The sequence below is a fragment of the Pseudomonas sp. WPR_5_2 genome, from assembly GCF_003634475.1.
Classification (GTDB): Bacteria; Pseudomonadota; Gammaproteobacteria; order Pseudomonadales; family Pseudomonadaceae; genus Aquipseudomonas; species Aquipseudomonas izuensis.
Genome location: NZ_RBLA01000001.1, coordinates 478,699 through 497,265 on the forward strand (window position 1 = coordinate 478,699; position 18,567 = coordinate 497,265).

The 18,567-nt window shown below is 59.7% G+C and carries 13 protein-coding genes; 5 read left to right on the forward strand and 8 right to left on the reverse strand.

What is annotated here, in order from left to right; translation table 11 throughout:
• Nucleotides 1-273 precede the first annotated feature (273 nt).
• The 4 genes from BJ917_RS02175 (at nucleotide 274) to BJ917_RS02190 (ending at nucleotide 4,597) form a co-directional block, all read left to right on the forward strand.
• On the forward strand, nucleotides 274-1,428 hold the full coding sequence (locus BJ917_RS02175; protein ID WP_121101507.1) for a MalY/PatB family protein: 1,155 nt from the start codon (nucleotides 274-276) through the stop codon (nucleotides 1,426-1,428).
• 216 nt (nucleotides 1,429-1,644) lie between these two features.
• The gene (locus tag BJ917_RS02180) at nucleotides 1,645-2,502 is read left to right on the forward strand and encodes an SDR family oxidoreductase (protein ID WP_121101510.1); all 858 of its coding nucleotides are present in this window, start codon (nucleotides 1,645-1,647) and stop codon (nucleotides 2,500-2,502) included.
• A gap of 106 nt (nucleotides 2,503-2,608) precedes the next feature.
• Nucleotides 2,609-3,220, forward strand: coding sequence for a Yip1 family protein (locus tag BJ917_RS02185; protein ID WP_121101513.1), 612 nt, complete (start codon nucleotides 2,609-2,611; stop codon nucleotides 3,218-3,220).
• Between the two features lie 12 nt (nucleotides 3,221-3,232).
• Complete coding sequence (locus BJ917_RS02190; protein WP_121101516.1) at nucleotides 3,233-4,597, forward strand: sodium:proton antiporter; 1,365 nt, start codon at nucleotides 3,233-3,235, stop codon at nucleotides 4,595-4,597.
• Here BJ917_RS02190 and BJ917_RS02195 read toward each other — a convergent pair.
• The 4 genes from BJ917_RS02195 to BJ917_RS02210 form a co-directional block, all read right to left on the reverse strand.
• Entirely contained in the window at nucleotides 4,575-6,497 is a 1,923-nt protein-coding gene (locus BJ917_RS02195; protein ID WP_096511365.1) for a PAS domain-containing sensor histidine kinase, read from the reverse strand. The two genes, BJ917_RS02190 and BJ917_RS02195, sit on opposite strands and share 23 nt — an antisense overlap.
• Before the next feature lie 70 nt (nucleotides 6,498-6,567).
• Nucleotides 6,568-7,476, reverse strand: a complete 909-nt coding sequence (locus tag BJ917_RS02200; protein WP_121101519.1) for a zeta toxin family protein — start codon at nucleotides 7,474-7,476, stop codon at nucleotides 6,568-6,570.
• Nucleotides 7,477-7,603: 127 nt separating this feature from the next.
• Nucleotides 7,604-9,883, reverse strand: coding sequence for an ATP-dependent DNA helicase (locus BJ917_RS02205; RefSeq protein WP_121103079.1), 2,280 nt, complete (start codon nucleotides 9,881-9,883; stop codon nucleotides 7,604-7,606).
• Nucleotides 9,880-11,547, reverse strand: coding sequence for a VRR-NUC domain-containing protein (locus tag BJ917_RS02210; protein ID WP_121101522.1), 1,668 nt, complete (start codon nucleotides 11,545-11,547; stop codon nucleotides 9,880-9,882). Before BJ917_RS02210 ends, BJ917_RS02205 begins: the two co-directional genes overlap by 4 nt.
• Nucleotides 11,548-11,744: 197 nt before the next feature.
• Between BJ917_RS02210 and BJ917_RS02215 the strand changes: the two genes are divergently transcribed.
• Nucleotides 11,745-11,969: a YgdI/YgdR family lipoprotein gene (locus tag BJ917_RS02215; RefSeq protein WP_096511360.1), complete on the forward strand. Its 225-nt coding sequence runs from the start codon at nucleotides 11,745-11,747 to the stop codon at nucleotides 11,967-11,969.
• Nucleotides 11,970-12,059: 90 nt separating this feature from the next.
• Here the strand turns inward: BJ917_RS02215 and BJ917_RS02220 are convergent, their stop codons facing one another.
• From BJ917_RS02220 to BJ917_RS02235, 4 genes are all read right to left on the reverse strand, one after another.
• On the reverse strand, nucleotides 12,060-13,913 hold the full coding sequence (locus BJ917_RS02220) for a polyurethanase (RefSeq protein WP_121101525.1): 1,854 nt from the start codon (nucleotides 13,911-13,913) through the stop codon (nucleotides 12,060-12,062).
• A 108-nt stretch (nucleotides 13,914-14,021) separates the two neighbouring features.
• Nucleotides 14,022-15,389 (reverse strand): TolC family outer membrane protein, encoded by a 1,368-nt coding sequence (locus BJ917_RS02225; protein WP_121101528.1) that lies wholly within the window; start codon nucleotides 15,387-15,389, stop codon nucleotides 14,022-14,024.
• A gap of 2 nt (nucleotides 15,390-15,391) precedes the next feature.
• On the reverse strand, nucleotides 15,392-16,741 hold the full coding sequence (locus tag BJ917_RS02230; RefSeq protein WP_372237661.1) for an HlyD family type I secretion periplasmic adaptor subunit: 1,350 nt from the start codon (nucleotides 16,739-16,741) through the stop codon (nucleotides 15,392-15,394).
• Nucleotides 16,738-18,513 carry a type I secretion system permease/ATPase gene (locus BJ917_RS02235; RefSeq protein WP_096511354.1) on the reverse strand — a complete coding sequence of 592 codons (1,776 nt, stop codon included), beginning with the start codon at nucleotides 18,511-18,513 and terminating at the stop codon, nucleotides 16,738-16,740. Before BJ917_RS02235 ends, BJ917_RS02230 begins: the two co-directional genes overlap by 4 nt.
• Between the last annotated feature and the right edge of the window lie 54 nt (nucleotides 18,514-18,567).

An 18,567-nucleotide genomic window follows, 5' to 3' on the forward strand; every position in this document is an offset into this window, starting at 1 on the left:
GATTTTTCCGGGCAAACACGGTCGCGGCAGACGGGCTGCCGACATCTCAAACTTTAGTCAACACACTGACAATCTGTGTGAAAACCGACCGTCGGCCGTTTGTCGAAACCTGTGGGAGCGGGCTTGCCCGCGATAGCGGTGGGTCAGCCAAGATCAATTTTGACTGTGCCGCCGTCATCGCTGGCAAGCCAGCTCCCACAGGGATTGTGTTGTTTGAACCGATTGGCGCTTATCATGGCCGGCATGATTAACCCCGCCTTCACGAGACCGCGCATGACTTTCGATTTTGACCAGGTGTTCGACCGCCACAACACCGGCAGCACCAAATGGAGCCGCTACCCGGCCGATGTGTTGCCGATGTGGGTCGCCGACATGGATTTCGCCGCGCCGCCGATGATCATCCAGGCCCTGCAAAAGCGCCTGGAACACCCGATGGTCGGCTACAGCGTGGCCCCGGACAACCTGCGCGAAGCCATCGTTGCCGACCTGTGGAACAAGTACGCCTGGCGCGTCGAGCCGCAGGAGTTGATCTTCCTGCCGGGGGTTGAATCGGGCTTCAACATGGCGCTCAAGGCACTGGTCCAGCCACAACAGAATGTCGTGGTGCAGGTTCCGAACTACCCACCACTGCGCCATGCCCCGGGCCATTGGGGCCTGAACAAGGTCGAGCTGAATTTCGACGCACAGCCGGACGGCACCTACACCACGCCGCTGCAAACCCTGAGCCGGTCGCTGCAAGGCGGCGGTGCCCTGCTGCTGAGCAACCCGCACAACCCGCTGGGCAAAGCTTTCCCCCGCGACGAACTGCAAGCCATCGCCGACATCTGCCAGGAGCACGACGCCTGGATCATTTCCGACGAGATCCATGCCGAGCTGTGCTTCGATGGGCGTAAACACATTCCGATGGCGACCCTGGGCCCACAAGTCGCCCAACGCACCATCACCCTGATGTCGGCCAGCAAGGCCTACAACATCGCCGGGTTGAAAACCTCGTTCATGATCATCCAGAACCGCCACCTGCGCGAGCGGGTCAACCACGCCCGTTGCGGCATGGTCGACAGCGTCAACCCGCTGGGCCTGGAAGCCACCCGTGTCGCCTACAGCGAAGCCGGGCCCTGGCTGGCCGAGCTGAGCGCTTACCTGCAAGGTAACCGGGATTACCTGGTCGACGCGGTGCGCACCCGCCTGCCAGGCATCACCATGAACGTGCCGCAAAGCACTTACCTGGCATGGCTCGACTGCACGGCGCTGGGGCTGGACAACCCGCAGCAGTTTTTCCTCGAACAGGCCAGGGTGGGCTTGAGCCCCGGTTTGGATTTCGGTGATGACTGCAAACAATTCGTACGCTTGAACTTCGGTTGCCCACGGTCGTTGCTGGAGGAAGGGATTGCCCGGATGGAGCGCAGTTTGCGTCACCTCAAGGCCTGATCCACCACAGATCCCCTTGTGGGAGCGAGCCTGCTCGCGAAGGCGTCAGCACAGTAACATTGCTGGAGACTGACATACCGTCTTCGCGATCAGGCTCGCTCCCACAGAGGATTTCTGTGATTTCTGAAGTAGTGCAATCCCTCTGAAATCCAACCGAACTCAAGCCAAAACACCACGGTCAACCTTTTGAATCCTCCTTGAGCCCGGAGATCAATGATGACCGACTATCCAAAACCACCCTTCCCCAAACAACACCAGCCTGTCCCCGGCTCGCAACGAAAAATGGACCCGTATCCCGACTGTGGTGAACAAAGCTACAAGGGCTCGGGACGCCTGGAGGGCAAGATTGCCCTGATTACCGGCGGTGACAGCGGTATCGGCCGTGCAGTCGTCATCGCTTTCGCCCGCGAAGGCGCGGATGTCGCCATTGCCTACCTCGATGAGCAGGACGATGCCGAGGAAACCGCGCGTTGGGTCGAGCAGGCAGGCCGGCAATGCCTGCTGCTGCCCGGGGACCTGGCGCACAAGGTGCATTGCCGCGCACTGGTGGAAAAAACCGTCGAACGCTTCGGTCGTATCGACGTGCTGGTCAATAACGCCGCATTCCAGATGACCCACGAGACCCTTGAAGACATCTCCGACGAAGAATGGGTGATGACCTTCGACGTCAACATCACCGCGATCTTCAGGATTTGCCAGGCTGCGTTGAAACACATGAAGCCCGGTAGTTCGATCATCAATACCAGCTCGGTCAATTCGGACATGCCCAACCCCACCCTGCTCGCCTATGCCACCACCAAAGGGGCAATCGCCAACTTCACCGCGGGCTTGGCACAAATGCTCGGGCCCAAGAACATCCGCGTGAACAGCGTGGCGCCGGGGCCGATCTGGACACCCCTGATTGTCTCGACCATGCCACAAGAAACGGTGCAGAACTTCGGCGGCAACACGCCGCTGGGGCGCCCGGGCCAACCGGTGGAAGTGGCGCCGATTTATGTCCTGCTGGCCTCGGACGAGGGCAGCTACATCACCGGCCAACGCTTTGGCGTGACCGGGGGCAAGCCGATACTTTGACGCCGATGAAAAATGGAACCGGCGGACACCTCCAGTGCTCCACAGCTTATGAGCCCGGCCATGGCGAAATACGGCCATGGCGGTTTCTTGATACCTGGAGGTCGTCATGTCCGCACCTTTCGTCAAGCTGTTCACCCAACCGAACTACGCGTGGACGGATATTCGCAAGGAAGAGGAAGCGCATCCTCGCCACTATCTCGCACATTTGCTCCTGCTTGGCCTGGTCCCCCCGGTGTGCCTGTATTTCGGGACGACTTATGTGGGCTGGAGTCTGGCGGAAAATGAAACGGTCAGGCTCAGTGCTGCCAGTGCGCTGCAACTGTGCCTGTTGCTATACGTGAGTATCCTGGTCGGCGTCGTGCTGATCGGGCTGTTTATCCGCTGGATGTCGCGTACTTTCGACGCGCGGCCAACGGTCAACCAATGCATAGGTTTTGCCGCCTACACCGTCACGCCGTTCTTCGTGGCGGGCCTTGCAGGCCTGTACCCCAGTCGCTGGCTGGCGATCCTGGTGCTGGGGGCTGCGTCGGTCTATTCGACGTTTTTGCTGTTCGTGGGGCTGCCGACGTTCATGCATGAACGCAAGGAACAAGGTTTGCTCAATTCGACTTGCGTCTGGGGCGTCGGGTTACTGGTGCTGGTCACGATCCTGGTGGAAATGATCCTGATTTGGTTCAACATGCTGTCGCCGGGATATTTGCGTGCCACGGTCGGTTGATGACCCGGGGCCATGAGCTTCATTGCCTGGGTCGCGGTGTTGGGTGCCGTGTTGCTGACACTGGCACTCACCTCGTCGTACCTGCGCTGGCTGCCGGTGACCACGTCAGCCGTGTGCCTGACGCTCGGGGTGGCCATCGGGCCGGCAGGTTTGGCCTGGCTCAGGCTGGATATCAAGGACGCCGCCTTCTGGATGGAGCACCTGACCGAAGTCGCGGTGTTGTTTTCCTTGTTTGTCTGCGGACTGAAATTGCGCCTGCCGCTCAGGGATCGCAAGTGGCGGGTGGCGTTCGGTCTGGCGGGGCCGGTGATGCTCCTGACCATTACCGGTGTCTGCCTGCTACTGCACGTTGCCTTCGAGCTCCCATGGGGCCCGTCGTTGCTGATCGGCGCGATTCTGGCACCCACCGACCCGGTGCTGGCTTCGTTGGTGCAGGTCAACGACGCCAAGGATGACGACCCGGTGCGTTTCGCGCTTTCGGGCGAGGCGGGGCTCAACGATGGCATCGCCTTTCCGTTTGTCATTCTCGCTCTACTGTTCCTGCAACAAGGCAGCGGCTCCTCCAGCGCCTGGCTGGATGACTGGGCACTCAAGCGCCTGTTGTGGGCCGTGCCCGCCGGTCTGTTGATCGGTTACTGCATGGGACGCGGCATCGGCCGCTTGACCCTGTCGATGCGTATCCGCAATGCCGACAGTACCTTCTCCCCCAATGATTACCTGACATTCGCGCTGATTGCCCTGGCCTATGTCACGGCAGAATCGGTATACGCCTACGGTTTTCTTTCGGTGTTTGCCGCCGGCTTGGGCCTGCGTGGGGCGGAGGTCAATTCCACGGGACATTTGCAGCCGCCGGCCGAGCACCTGGTGCAACCGGTCGTCGGTCACCAGAATGTCGAACCTGACGATGCCGTGCACGGCGATGTGGAACACCTGGAGGACACGCAGGTTGCCGCCGGGATCATGATCGGCGACATGCTGTCCTTTGGCAGTCTCGTCGAACGGGCCATGGAAGTGTTTCTGGTGACCTTGCTCGGGGTGGTATTGGTCAGTCACTGGGACTGGCGCGCGCTGTCGATTTCCCTGGCGCTGTTCTGCGTGATTCGTCCCCTCAGCGTCGCACTGGTGCCATGGGGCCGTTTGCTGAACGGCCGGCAACGATTGTTGATCGGTTGGTTCGGGATTCGCGGCATCGGTAGCTTTTACTACCTGTTCTACGCCTTGAATCACGAGCTTGCGCCAGCGCTGGCCAGCCTGTGCACCGACCTCACGCTGTCAGTGGTCGCGCTAAGCATTCTGCTGCACGGCATCAGCACTCAGCCAATGCTGGCGCGCTATGAGCAGCACAACCGTCGGCTCACTTCATCGTCGAGGCAATGATTTCCACCAGGCTTTTTTGCGTAAAGGGTTTCGACAACCGTGGAAGTCGGGTCGCAAAGCCATCCAGCCGCTCCGCAAAACCGGTGGCGAGGATGATCGGCAGGGTCGGGTTCATGATCTGGATGGCTTGTGCCAGTTGCGCGCCATTCATTTGCGGCATGGCCATATCGGTGATGACCAGGTCGAAGTGCTGCTGGTTTTCAAGCAACTGCAACGCCTGGGCGGCGGACTCCGCAATGCAGACGTGATGTCCGAGGTCTTCCAGCAACAGGCAGGTGCTGGTCAATACCAGGCTGTCGTCATCGACCACCAATACATTGAGCCGTGGAACCTGCGGTGCTGCCAGCTCCGGGCCCTGTCGCTCGGCCACCGATCCGACCCTGGCCACGGGCAACCAGAGTTCGGCGGTGGTGCCTTTGTCCTTCTCGCTTTTGAGTATGAAGCGCCCGCCCATTTGTTCGATAAAGCCATGCACCATCGACAGCCCCAGGCCCGTCCCCTTGCCGACGCCCTTGGTGGTGAAAAACGGGTCCATCGCCGAAGACAGCGTGGCGTCGTCCATGCCCATCCCTGTATCGGTGATGGAAAAACACACGTAACGCCCTGGCGCCAGCGTTGTATGCGGCTGATCGAGGACCACTTCCGAGCGGGTGCCAAGCACGATGGTGCCGCCATTGGGCATCGCATCGCGAGCATTGGTCGCCAGGTTGAGAACCGCCAGCTCCAGCTGATTGACGTCGGCCAGCACCGGCTCGGGCTCTGGCGTAAAACAGGTTTCGATTTTCACCGTCGGCCCCAGGGAGCTGCGCAGCAGACCGGTGATGCCCTCCACCAGCTTCGGTATTTCGATGGGTTCGGCCTTGAGTTCCTGCCGTCGGGCAAACGCCAACATGCGCTGGGTCAGGGATACACCACGCAAGGCGCCCTGGGTGGCGTTATCCAGCAAACGGGTTAATCGCGGATCGTCGTCTATGCGTTTGCGGACGATTTCCAGATTGCCCAGGATAACGGTCAGCAGATTGTTGAAGTCGTGGGCAATACCGCCACTGAGCTGGCCGATGGCCTGCATTTTCTGCGCCTGGAACAGCGCCTCGCGGGTTTTCTCCAGGGCTTGCTGCGCCTGTGCGGCCTCGGTGATGTCCCGGGTGATCTTGGCGAAACCGAGCAATGTGCCGGTATCGCCCCAGATCGGGTCCACCACCACATGGGCGAGAAACCGCGTACCGTCCTTGCGCAAACGCCAGCCCTTGTTTTCGAACCGCCCTTCGCGCGTCGCGATGTCCAGGGTGCGAAACGGCTCGCCGGCTGCGCGATCCTCGGGGGTATAAAACATCGAAAAGTGCTGGCCAATGACCTCTTCGGGCAAGTAGCCCTTGATGCGCTGGGCGCCAGGATTCCAGTTGGTCACACGGCCATCGGGGCCTAGCATGTAGATGGCGTAATCGGTGACGCTTTGCACCAGCAAACGGAATTGCTGCTCGCTTTGCTTGAGGGTTTCTTCGGCTGCCTTGCGATCGGTCAGGTCGCGGGTGATCTTGGCAAAACCCAGCAGCCTGCCCGAAGGATCGCGGATCGGATCGATCACCACATGGGACCAGAAATGCGTGCCGTCCTTGCGCACACGCCAGCCCTCGCCTTCGAAACGCCCCTCGCGAATCGCCGTGTCCAGCGCCCGTTGCGGCAAACCGGCCTGGCGATCCTCTTCGGTGTAGAAACGGGAGAAATGCTGGCCGAGAATCTCGGCTTCCTCATACCCCTTGAATCGCCTGGCGCCCGCGTTCCAGCTGGTTATGATGCCGTCGGGATCAATCATGTAGATCGCATAATCGACCACCGCATCGATCAGCAGGCGGAAGCGCGTTTCCTCGCTGACGCCCACTTTGCCTCGATCCTCGCTCATTGAGTTCTCGCATCAGAATTGTATGTCTGGAGTATGCGACAGATTAGCCGTTTGGACAGCCGGGCAAGCGCTATCGATTGACGTATTTGACGATGTAGGCGTTCAGCTCGTTATAGACGAAGTCCGGAACTTTCTCGGCATGAATCGCCGCCTGGAACAGTGCCAACTGGCACTCCTTGATCATTTCATTACGATCGCTCACTGCGAAAACGTGGTTCTCGATAATGCTGGAGTACGCGTCGTACGAAAAATCGACCTTGGTTGTCGTAGTGGTGACTTTACCATCTGCGGCTTTTGAATACGTGCTGTGGGCAACCTGGGTCCGCTCCTTCAGAGGCCCGAAACCGCGCTCGTACAGGTTGATCCGGGAGCCACTGATCGCCTTCGCCGCGTTTTCCAGGGCCACAAGGATTGCCTTGGCATGGCTCATGCTGGCATCCAGCTTCGACACGGAGAGAAATCTCTCCATTTCATTGTTTTGCAGACTTTTGAGCGCCCTTTTGAAACTCGACACGTGGGCAAACTCTTGAGTACAACCAACGATGTGGGTCTCGAATTGATACCCGCTGGCCGTCGCCAAAGGAGGAAAGGACACGAGGTCGATATTGTCGAAGGCTGACTCCATGATGATGTTGTATTTGCCGGTGAAGGCCTTGGTGAAGATCATCGTGCAGACCTCTCGCACAAACGACTCCGTATGTTCATAAGCATGCAAGACACCCTCTTTGATCATGTCTTCATATTGGGGGTGTTTCTTGCGGTATTGAGGCAGGTACAGCCGAACGTAATTGGTGTAGCGCTGCGTTGGCAGGAGGGCCTTTTCAAGCAGGTAGGTTTTACCTGAAGATTCCAACCCGACAACAGCCAATAGCTTGGGGATGGGTTCCACCGTTTTGCCATCGAACAGCGTTGCGCTTATTTCACTGAATGCAGCAGTGACCTGGTCAGAGGTGTAGGTGTATTTCGATGTTTGCGACATGGTTTGATTTCCTTATCAAATAGTTGGGTGATCCGGTCACCAGCCCTATCAATAAAGTGTGCTTTCGCTATTTAATCAAATGGATGATTTGATCAAGGCATGTCGATGTTTTTTAAAGTAAAAAATCCTACATCGCCGAATGAAAAAGCGTCGGTTCGATCGACCACCAGCGCGGCAACAATTGCCTGACCTTGCTCTCGCCGAAGCGATCATCGATCAGCATCACCACCCCTTGGTCCTGTTGTGTACGAATCACCCTGCCGGCGGCCTGCACCACTTTCTGCACACCGGGAAACAGGTAGGTGTAGTCGTAACCGGCACCGAAAATCGCGGCCATGCGGCCTTTCATCTGCTCATTGACCGGATTGAATTGCGCCAGCCCCAGGGTGGCGATGAACGCACCGATCAGCCGCGCGCCGGGCAAGTCGATGCCTTCGCCGAATGCCCCGCCCAATACCGCAAAACCGATGCCCTCGCCGCCTTCGGTGAACCGGTCGAGAAATTCCTGGCGTTGTGCCTCCGCCATGCCTCGGGACTGCGACCACAGGTTGATCCCTGGATAACGTTCGGCCAGTGACTGCGACACTTGCTGCAAATAATCAAAGCTGCTGAAAAACGCCAGGTAGTTGCCGGGGCGCTGGCTGAACTGGCTGGCGATCAATTCAACAATCGGCGCCACGGACGCCTGGCGATGGGCGAACCGAGTGGAGATCCGGCTGACGATATGCACTTGCAACTGGTCGGCGTCAAACGGCGATTCGACGTCGATGCACACCGTATTCGCCGGAGTCCCCAGCAGATCGGCGTAATAGTGACGCGGACTGAGTGTTGCCGAGAACAGCACAGTACTGCGTGCCGCTGTCAGGCGAGGTCCGATGAAGCGGGCTGGCACCACGTTGCGCAGGCACAGCTGCGAGAGCTGTCGTTTGCGCTCAAGGTCGCGTTTGCTGATATCGAACAGGAAGTGTTCGTCGAAGAGCTCGGCCACCCGTCCGAACTGCAACAGGTCGAAATAAAAGCCCTGGAGCGTGCTGTCCAGTCCTTGCGGGTGATCGTTGAGGTAGTCGCCGATGCTGGCACTGCAGGATGAGAGTGCCTGGAGCAGTTTCTCCGGGGCCTTGTCATAAGCCTGATAGGTGCCTTGTTGCTGATCATGCAAGGCATTCCATTCGCGATTGACCCGCTGCAAGGGCTTTTTCAACGGCTCGGGGGCGGTTTTTCGTACGGCGTTGAGGGTCGCTTGATCAAGACTGGCGCTGTACATCTGACGGCCGCGCTCCACCAGGTTGTGGGCCTCGTCCACCAGTACCGCGACTTTCCATTGGTTGGCCTGTGCCAGCCCGAACAGCAAGGCGCTGAAGTCGAAGTAATAGTTGTAATCGGCAACCACCACATCGACCCAGCGGGCCATTTCCTGACTCAGGTAGTACGGACATACCCCGTGGTCCAGGGCGATCCGGCGCAATGCATCCTGGTCAAGCAGGTTCACTTCGCTGGCAGCCTGGCGTGCGGCCGGCAGGCGGTCGTAGAAACCCTGGGCCAATGGACAGGACTCCCCATGGCAAGCCTTGTCCGGATGCTCGCAGGCCTTGTCCCGGGCAATCATCTCCAGCACGCGCAAGGGCGGTGCATCGGCACTTTTAAGGATCACCTGCGCCGCGTCCAGTGCCAGTTTGCGCCCCGGGGTTTTCGCCGTGAGAAAGAACACCTTGTCCAGTTGCTGCGGCGCGAGGGCCTTGAGCATCGGGAACAAGGTGCCAACGGTCTTGCCAATCCCCGTCGGTGCCTGGGCCATCAGGCAGCGGCCGGTGCTGACGGCTTTGAACACCGATTCGGCGAGATGACGCTGGCCCGGTCGAAAGTCGGCATGGGGAAACGCCAACGCTTGTGCCGCCCGATTTCGCCCCTCGCGATGGACCATTTCCTGCTCGGCCCAATTCAGGAACAGTGCGCAATGCAGCTCGAAGAATGGCTGCAACTGGGCAGCGCTGAAGGTCTCGACCAGGCAGGTTTCCTTTTCACTGACGATGTCGAAGTACACCAACGCGAGATTGATCTGCGCGAGCTCAAGTTTGCGGCACATCAGCCAGCCGTAGATTTTCGCTTGGGCCCAGTGCAGTTGGCGGTGATTGGCCGGTTGTTTGCTCAAGTCGCCACGGTAGGTCTTGACCTCTTCCAGGCAGTTTTGCGCGGGATCGTAGCCATCCGCCCTGCCCTTGACTGTCAGATTCCGGTACAGGCCTTCCAGTGCCACTTCGCTCTGATAGCCCTCGCTGCGCCGGGAGGCCACGGTGCGATGCCCGACGATGCCCTCCAGGGCGGTCGGCGAGGGTGTGAAGCGCAGGTCGAGGTCGCCGGCCTTGGCGGTGAACTCACACAGTGCCCGCACCGCGATGCTGTAGCTCAAGCGCCCTGCTCCGCCCATTGCACGTAGCACACGGCAATCGGCATGTGGTGTTCATGACAGAACTCCAGCCAGCGCAGCTGGTTGTCCTGCAGGCGATCCCCCGGACCCTTGACTTCGATCATGCGGTAGGTCTTTTGCTGCGGCCAGAACTGGATGAGGTCCGGCATCCCGGCGCGATTGGCCCTGATGTCGAGCAACAGCCGGTTGAACCAGTGCTTGAGGTGCTCGGCCGGCAGGCAATCCAGGGCTTGTTCCAGCAATTCGTCGTTCAGTACGTTCCAGAATACGAAGGGTGACTGCACGCCCCATTTTTCGACGTAACGCTTTCGGATGGTTTGCTGGTAACGCCCATCGTCGAGCTCGGCAAGACAGGCCTGGAACAAGTCAACCCGTCGCTCATGGAAATCCTCGTTGAGCAGGTCCGCCGGGCCGCGCTGGAACGGGTGGAAAAAGGCCCCCGGCAGCGGCGCGAAAATGGCTGGCCAGCAGAGCAGGCCGAACAGTGAGTTGACCAGGCTGTTTTCAACGTAATGCACGGGTGCCGAATCTTCGGCCAGATGCGCCTGAACGTAAAACTCCACCGACATCACCGGGTCGGTCCGGGGCAATTGCAGCTCCAGACGCAGCATTTCCCGCGCAGACGCGCGTTTCACCGGCGGCCCGCCCAGTTTGCGTCGCAACCGGGGCAAGATGCGCAACACCTGCTGATGTTCGGCGGCGCTTTGTGGCGATTGTTCGGCCTGGGTGGCGAGCTCTAGCGCCAGCTCGTATTCCTCGCAGCGTTCCAGCACGCGGATCAACCGCTGGCGTGCACCGGGGTAGGCGCATTGACGGTACAGCGCCAGCGCCGTGGAGAAATCCGCCAGGCGTTCACAGTGCTGGGCGATCTGGAACAGCAGTTTCTCACGACGCCTTTGCAGCCAGGGATTGCTCAGCCTCAACCCGTTGATCTGCTCGACGATCCCGACCACTGCCTCGCCAGCCTCGAAATGCTGCTGGCATTGGTGAAGGAACAGGCAGGCATCCACGTCCTCGCGGCTGCGCAATCCCCGGGAATCGGCGCAAAACTCGACTTTTTCGTAGGTGAAGATCCCAAGGTCGGCCAGCACGAATTCGGACCAGTCCTGGTAAAGATTGCCGAAAAACATCAGGCGCAAGCGATCGCACAGGTCCATGATGGTCAAACTGAACAAGCGGTCGTTCAGCGACGGGCACCATTGATCAAAGCTGCGCGTCTCGGGAAAGTGCTCGATCAGCGTCGGTAGCCACTCAGCCTTTTTGCCCTTGGGCTGGACGATGGCGCTGCCCAGGCATTCAACGATTTCGGCCTTGAGCAATACCTCGAACAGCGCCTCGACCGACAATGGTAATTGTTCATCGAGCCAGCCCAGTGCCACGAGGGGTTCGGCTGCGCTGGCGATGTCACCGATTTCGGCGTAATGCAGTTTGCTGCGCCTGAAATGAATGCCCTTGCGCATCACCATCCTGACCAGTAGTGCCCGGGATTCACGGGACAGGTCATTGAAGTCGGCAATGAACCGTTGCTCCTCGACGCTCAGCACATCGCCATAGCGATGCTCAAGCCAATCAAGCACTTGCATGAAATTGTTGAGGTAATAGAACGGATCGTCGAGCGGGTTTGCAGTCACGGGTAAATGGACCATGGCGAGCGAATACTGGTTATGCGTACAGATACCAGCAACACCCTGCCCGGCGCAATCGGAAAAGGATGGGTGGAGGGGGCTGTCAGTTAATTTTTTCGATCCATCGAACTTTCTGCGTTTACGTGGCACCAACCGCAATAGAGGTGCTGTCGTGCGCGACAGTCGCAACGAATTTTTGAAGTGTTTTAGAGGCGGTTATGAACATCAAGACTCTGGGTTATCCCTTGGCGGCAGCAGCTTTCATGATGCTGACCGGCTGCTCGACGCCAACCGTTGTGACCCTGCAGAACGGCACCCAGTATTTGACCAAGGACATGCCGAAAACCAAAACCAAGGATGGCTTCTTCGAATTCGAGGATATTTCCGGGGCGAAGGTCAAGGTCAAGGCGGATGAAGTGTCGACGATTCGCAAGGAAGACTAGGGACCGAGTTATCGTTCTTCGCGAGCAGGCTCGCTCCCACATTGGACTGCATACTCCTGTGGGAGCGAGCCTGCTCGCGAAGAGGCCCTGTCAGCCGATCACAATCCCCGAACCAGACAAACCATCCAGCCCCACCCCGACCAGCGTCACCGAATCATTACCAAAGCTCAGTACGGTATCCTGCCCCACCGCCGTGGCATGGGCCCGCAAGTCGTCGTTCGGCGCCACGCCTTGCACCCCGAGAAACACCAGTTTGTCGTTGGCCTGATAGCCCAGCACCCGGTCGTGGCCAAACGCGCCGCTGAACAGGAAGGTATCGATCCCGCCCCCCGATTCCAACAGATCGTTGCCAGCCCCGCCGACCAGCACGTCGTTGCCTTTGCCACCGATCAAATGATCGTTGCCGTCGAGGCCGAACAACCAATTGCCGTCCACCTGTGCCTTGAGCGTATCGTTGCCCGCACCGCCGTTTACCGACGACACGTACTGAGTCAGCTGGTTGCCGGCCGCCAGCCCGTTGGCGGTGACGCTGTGGGTCACGTCATCCTTGAACAGCCCCCATAAAAAGCCCGGTTCCTTGCTCACGATGCTGCCGATGTCACGGGTAATGCTGATGCCGCCATTGGCATCGCGGATGTACAGGTTGCCGGCACCGTCGTTGGCAAAATCGAAGTTCTTCACCGATTGCTGCAAATCCAGCACATTGTGGCCCTTGCCGCCCGACAGGATGTTGTAGCCACCGGCATCGCGAAAGGTGTCATTGCCATCGCGGCCTTCCAGATAGTCGTTGCCTTTGCCGCCCTGGATCAGGTCATTGCCGTCGCTGCCGATGATGAAGGTGCTGCCCTTGTGGGTCTCGGCATTGCGGTTCAGGTCCTGGACCCAGGTGTTGGCCCGTGCCGGGTCCGATAGGTTGGCAACGATGATGGTCGAGTCTTTGCTGGTGAGGTTGTAGAACCCGGATTCCAGTACCCGGGTCATGCCGTCGCCATAACCGGTCGGCAAATGGGAAATCCAGGTCGGGATGTTGAGGATGGAAAACGGCAGCAGATTCCAGGCGGCCGACGCATAGTGGTCGTTGAAACTGACAATGTTATTGGTGGCCGAGGCTTGATTGGCATCGTGCACGCCGACCGATGACAGGTTGAATGCCGAGCCGTCCAGTGCGCGGAACACCGGATCGTTTTCGTAGCCGACGTTCAGCACCTTGTCGCTGCTGCCCTGCGTCGGCGAGGCATAGGCGATGTAGTTGGAATCCTGGAAGAAGCCGCCCCATTTTTCACCACTCAAATCCGCCAGGCTGTTGACCGCCAACCCGCCAAGGCTGTGACCGCTGACCAGCACATCCTTGCCGGACAACCCGTTGGCCTGGGCAAACGCCGCGACGTCGGCGAACAGCTTGCCGAACGCTTCACCCGCATAGTTTTTTGCGTAATCCTTCGGACCCAATGCCGCCAACAAATCATTGATGACATCGCCGATGGAGTCACTGATCTGGCTTTCACGAGGGCCACTGGTACCGCGAAAGGCGACGCCGATTTCCGTGAGGTGCCCCTGGGCATCGTATTTGCCGAGGATTTCCACCTGGGCACTGGTGTAGCCGGCCTTTTCGCCGAAGAAGGTTCCCCGGGCATCGACTTTGCCGTCATAACCCAACTGCGCGGCGGTGACAGGTGTCCAACCGGCTTTCTTCACGGCGTCCAGTGCGGCTTTCTCCGAGTCGGGGTTCCAGGGAATGCCGGGAATCGCTCCCTGGGAGTCGGTGCCACCGATCAGCGCAGTCACCAGCGTGGCGGGCAGGCCCAAGCCGAAACCATTGTGCTGGTAACCGGTGGCGAAGCCGTTATCGAGGTTGTGATAGGAATACAGCGTGATTGCCATCGCGTCGGTGAACAACGCTTTGGCGTCTGCTGTACCAAGGTTCTTGTAGTCGTACACACCCATGGGTATTGCCTCTCTCTTTGTTGGAATTGTCAGAGATAGCTCACAGCCGGAACCTCACGAGGCGCCCCGGAGCCTCCAGTGCTCAAGTCTGTTACGCGGATACGAACGCTATCGGGTTCCCGGCCCTTGTCCGAACGCTTCATCAACCCTGGCCAGGTCCTGCTCACTCAGGGTCCCGGCGTAGTAATGCAATTTGGTCCAGGCCATCAGATAGTCATAACGGGCCTGAGCCAGGTCGCGGCGGGTGGTGAACAGTTGTTGTTCGGCGTTCAGCTCATCGAGGTTGACCCGCTCGCCGCCAAGGATGCTTTGCCGGGTCGAGACCACCAGCGCTTCGGCGGAGACCAGGGCTTTGTGGTAGGCGCGCAATTTGCTCACGCCCGACAAGCAGGCGCTGAATTGCCGACGCAACTCGATCAGGGTTTGTCGGGTCTTGCCGTCCAGTTCGTACTCGGCTTGCTCCATTGCACGGCTGGCCTGGCGGGTCGATGCCGAAACACCCCCGCCGGCGTACAGCGGTACGTTGATTTCGATGCCGATGGTGTTGGTGTCGTAGCGCTGGTTGTAGGTGTTGCCGCTTTCCGATTCGTTTTGGCGTACCGTGGCGTAGGCGCTGACTTTCGGCAGGTGCCCGGCCCGATTGCGCTCGACCTCGTAGCGTGCCACTTCCAGCGCCTGGCGCTGGGACGCGAGGTTGGGGTTATTGGCCACGGCCATCTCATGCCAGGTGTCGTAATTGGCCGGTTGCAGGGTGAAGGTCTGGAAGTGTTGATCCAGCGGGGCCAAATCGGCAATGTCGATCGACGGCACGCCAATCAGCGCACCGAGTTCACGCAGGGAGGCATCCTGTTCGTTGCGCGCTTCGATTTCCTCGGCGGTGGCCAGTTCGTAGCGAGATTCGGCTTCGAGAATGTCTGTGCGCGTACCCTCGCCCTGGCGGAACATTTGCTCGTTCTGCCGGAATTGCTGTTCGAAGGCTTTTTTCCTGGCCTGGGCGATGTCGATCTGGTCCTGGGCGAACAACGCCTTGGTGTAGCTGTCCAGCACCCGCACCAGCAATTCCTGGCTCTTGCCGCGAAAGTTTTCGTCGGCAAACAGCGATTGCGCGACCCCCTTGCGATAAGCCGCATAAGCCTCGTAGTCGAGCAACGGCTGTTGCAGGGTCAGGCTGGAGCCGTAACTGTTGTAATGGCGGTCATCGCTCTGGTTATTCCCGCGCTCGTTGAGGTAAGTGGCCTTGGAGCTGTTGCGGCCCTTGTTGTAGTTGTAACCCAGTTTCGGCAGCAATCCGGCACGGCCAATGACTCGGTTCTCAAGGCCTGCATCGCGCTCCTTGATGGCCCCGAGGTAGACCGGATCATTGCGTATTGCCTGTTCATAAATCTCGAACGGCCCCATGGCCGCCACGGCCGGGTTACCCGCGAGCAGCATCAATGCGGCCCCGAGCAAGGAAAGCTTATTCATACAGCCGAACATCCTTATTCCTCGGTCAACGCGGAGCCTGCCCGGTCGAGCAGCGGTTTGAACAAATAGTTGAGGAGCGAACGCTCACCGGTGCGCACGAACATTTGCGCCGGCATGCCGGGCTTGATCACCAGGCCATTGAGTTTTTCCATGGCCTGGTCGCTGACACTGCTGCGCAGCACGTAATAGGGTGCGCCTGTTTTCTCATCGACCATCTGATCGGCGGAGACCAGGCTGACTTCGCCCGGTACACGTGGAGTGCGGCTCTGGTTGAAGGCGGTGAACAGGATGTCCACCGGCAGATGCGGACCGACCTTGTCGACGAGGTTGACCGGGAGGCGCCCTTCCACCTCCAGCCCCGTGTCCTGAGGCACGATCTCCAGCAGACTCTCCCCCTGACGCACCACGGCGCCTACCGTGTGCACACCCAGGTTCACCGCAACGCCGTCAGCCGTGGCGACGATCTCGCTGTGCTGCAGTTCGAACCCGGCAGAATTCAGTTGTTCTTCCAGTGTCACGCTCTTGAGCTGGGCATCGGCCAATTGCGTGCGCACTTCTTTCTGGTACTCCTCGATGTGCTGTTGCAGCTTGAGGCGCGATTCGATAATCCCCTGCTCCACCCGGCCGCTTTCACCAAGGTTTTCCGCCAACTGTTGCTGCACCTGCGACAACTGCCGCTGGTACTCCATCAATCGGTTGCGCGGGATGTAGCCGTTTTCCGCCAGCGGCGTCAGATTGCTTAGCTGCTGGTGCAGGGAATCGGCCTGGGCGCTCAAGTCGGTGCGGGCACGGCGCATGCCGGTGAGTTGCGCGCCGGCACCTTCGATGCTGGCGCGCAAGGCGGCCTGCTCGCGGGCAAAGGCATCGCGGCGGCTGCTGAACAACTGGCGCTGACCGTCCAGCACCAACGCCAGGCGCGGGTCGGGATCGTTGCTCAGCTCGGCGGGGAAATTCACCTGCTTGAGGTTGTCCCGCTCGCTTTGCCATCGGGCAAGGCTGGCCCAGGCCATGCGGTACTGCGCTTGCAGCGATTGCACGTCTGCGCCGACCTGGGTCTGGTCGAGCCGGAACAGCGGCTGCCCCTGAGTCACCCATTGCCCTTCGCGCACCAGAATCTGGCTGACCACGCCGTTGCTCATCGACTGCACGGCCTTGCGCTTGCCCGACACCACCACCGTGCCTTGCACCGCAATGCCCTGATCGAGAGGTGCGAAGCTCGCCCAGGTAAAGAAACTGCCGGCGCCGACGATCGCCAGTAGCCAGCCGAGGCGGACGAAGTAACGGGCGTCGCGTTCAGGCCGTTCGGCCAGGTAACCCTGCTCCATCGTCGTTTCGCGTTGAGGGGTCGAGTGGGTGTTGCTCATACGCCGGAACTCCTTGTCGTCGGCTGAGACTGCCAGCTCATACTGAGCCCGCCCGACGCTGGCGCGGGTCTTGGCTGTTGGGACTGCTGAGCCCCCGAGAGCGCCTTGAGCACCTCCTGGCTCGCACCGAACGCCTGCAAGCGTCCGTCGTTGAGCACCAGCAACCTGTCAGCCTGGGCCAACGCGGAGGAACGATGGGTAACCAGAATCACGCTGGTGCCCTGGGCCTTCATCTGCGCGATGGCGCCGGCCAGCGCCGCTTCGCCCACGGTGTCGAGGTTGGAATTGGGCTCATCCAGCACCACCAGGCTCGGCTGGCCGTACAGTGCCCGCGCCAGGGCCACTCGTTGTTTCTGCCCGCCGGAAAGGCCTGCGCCGTTATCGCCAAGCACGGTGTCGTAGCCTTGTGGCAAGCGCAGGATCAGTTCATGAACCCCGGCCTGCTGCGCGGCGGCCACGACTTTTTGCGGATCGGTTTCCCGGAAACGCGCGATGTTTTGCGCGATGCTGCCGCTGAACAATTCGATGTCCTGTGGCAGGTAGCCGATGTAAGGCCCGAGGTCGTCCCGATTCCAGCGATGGATGTCCGCGCCGTCGAGCCGCACCGTCCCACCGAGCGTCGGCCAGACACCCACCAGCACCCGCGCCAGTGTCGATTTGCCCGAACCCGACGTACCGAGCACGCCCATCACCTCACCCGCGGCCAGGCTGAAACTCACCAGGTGCAGAGTCGCCTCCCGTTGTCCTGGTGGTCCCGCGCTGACCTGTTCAAAGGTGATCTGGCCCTTCGGCGCCGGCAGCGCCATGGCCTCGTCGCTGGACGGGTAAGCTTGCAACAAGGCGTCGAGGCGGTGGTAAGCCAGCTTGGCACCGCTCCATTGCTTCCACACGGCGATCAGCTGATCGATAGGGCTCAGCACGCGCCCCATCAGGATCGAACCGGCAATCATCATGCCGGCGCTCATGTCGCCCTTGATCACCAGCAACGCGCCAAGGCCCAGCACCAGCGATTGCAAACATAGACGCAGGGTTTTGCTCAAGGAACTGATGACCGCGCCGGTATCGCTGGCCTGATTCTGCAAGCCGAGGAAGCGTGAGTGCACCTCAAACCAGCGGTTGCGCAACGCCCCCAGCATGCCCATGGCTTGAATGGTTTCGGCGTTGTGCAAGTGGCTGGTGGCCAGTTGGCTGGATTGCTGGGAACACACGGCCGCTTCGCCCAACGGCTTTTTGGTCATGGACTCATTGAGCCAGGCCAGCGCAATCAGCAGCAGCGCCCCTGCCGTGGCAAAGACGCCGAGCCAGACGTTGAACAGATAAATCACCAACAGGTACACCGGAAACCACGGTGCATCGAAGAACGCGAACAACGCCGGGCCGGTGACGAACTGACGAATATGCGTCAGATCCCCCAACGCCTGTCCGGCGTGACCTTCGCCCTTGAACAGGTTGCGCTCGAACGCCGCCCGATACACACGCAGATTAAACCGCCGCTCCAACTCACTGCCGATACGAATAACGATGAAACTGCGAACCGCCTCCAACAAACCGATAAAGGCAAAGAACCCGACGATCATCAGCGACAACATGACCAGCGTCGTTTCATTTTGCGAAGACAGTACCCGGTCATAGACTTGCAGCATGTAGATAGAGGGCGCCAACATCAGGATATTGATCAGGGCAGTAAAACAACCAACGCTGATCAAGAGGCTCTTATAGTCTCCCAACGCCTTGATTAATGGTGCGGTGGCTGGGGCCTTCGCCATCTTCATGGGTTATTCCTGAATTGATATTCATCGCCACGCCTGGGCGAAGTTCCAATAGTT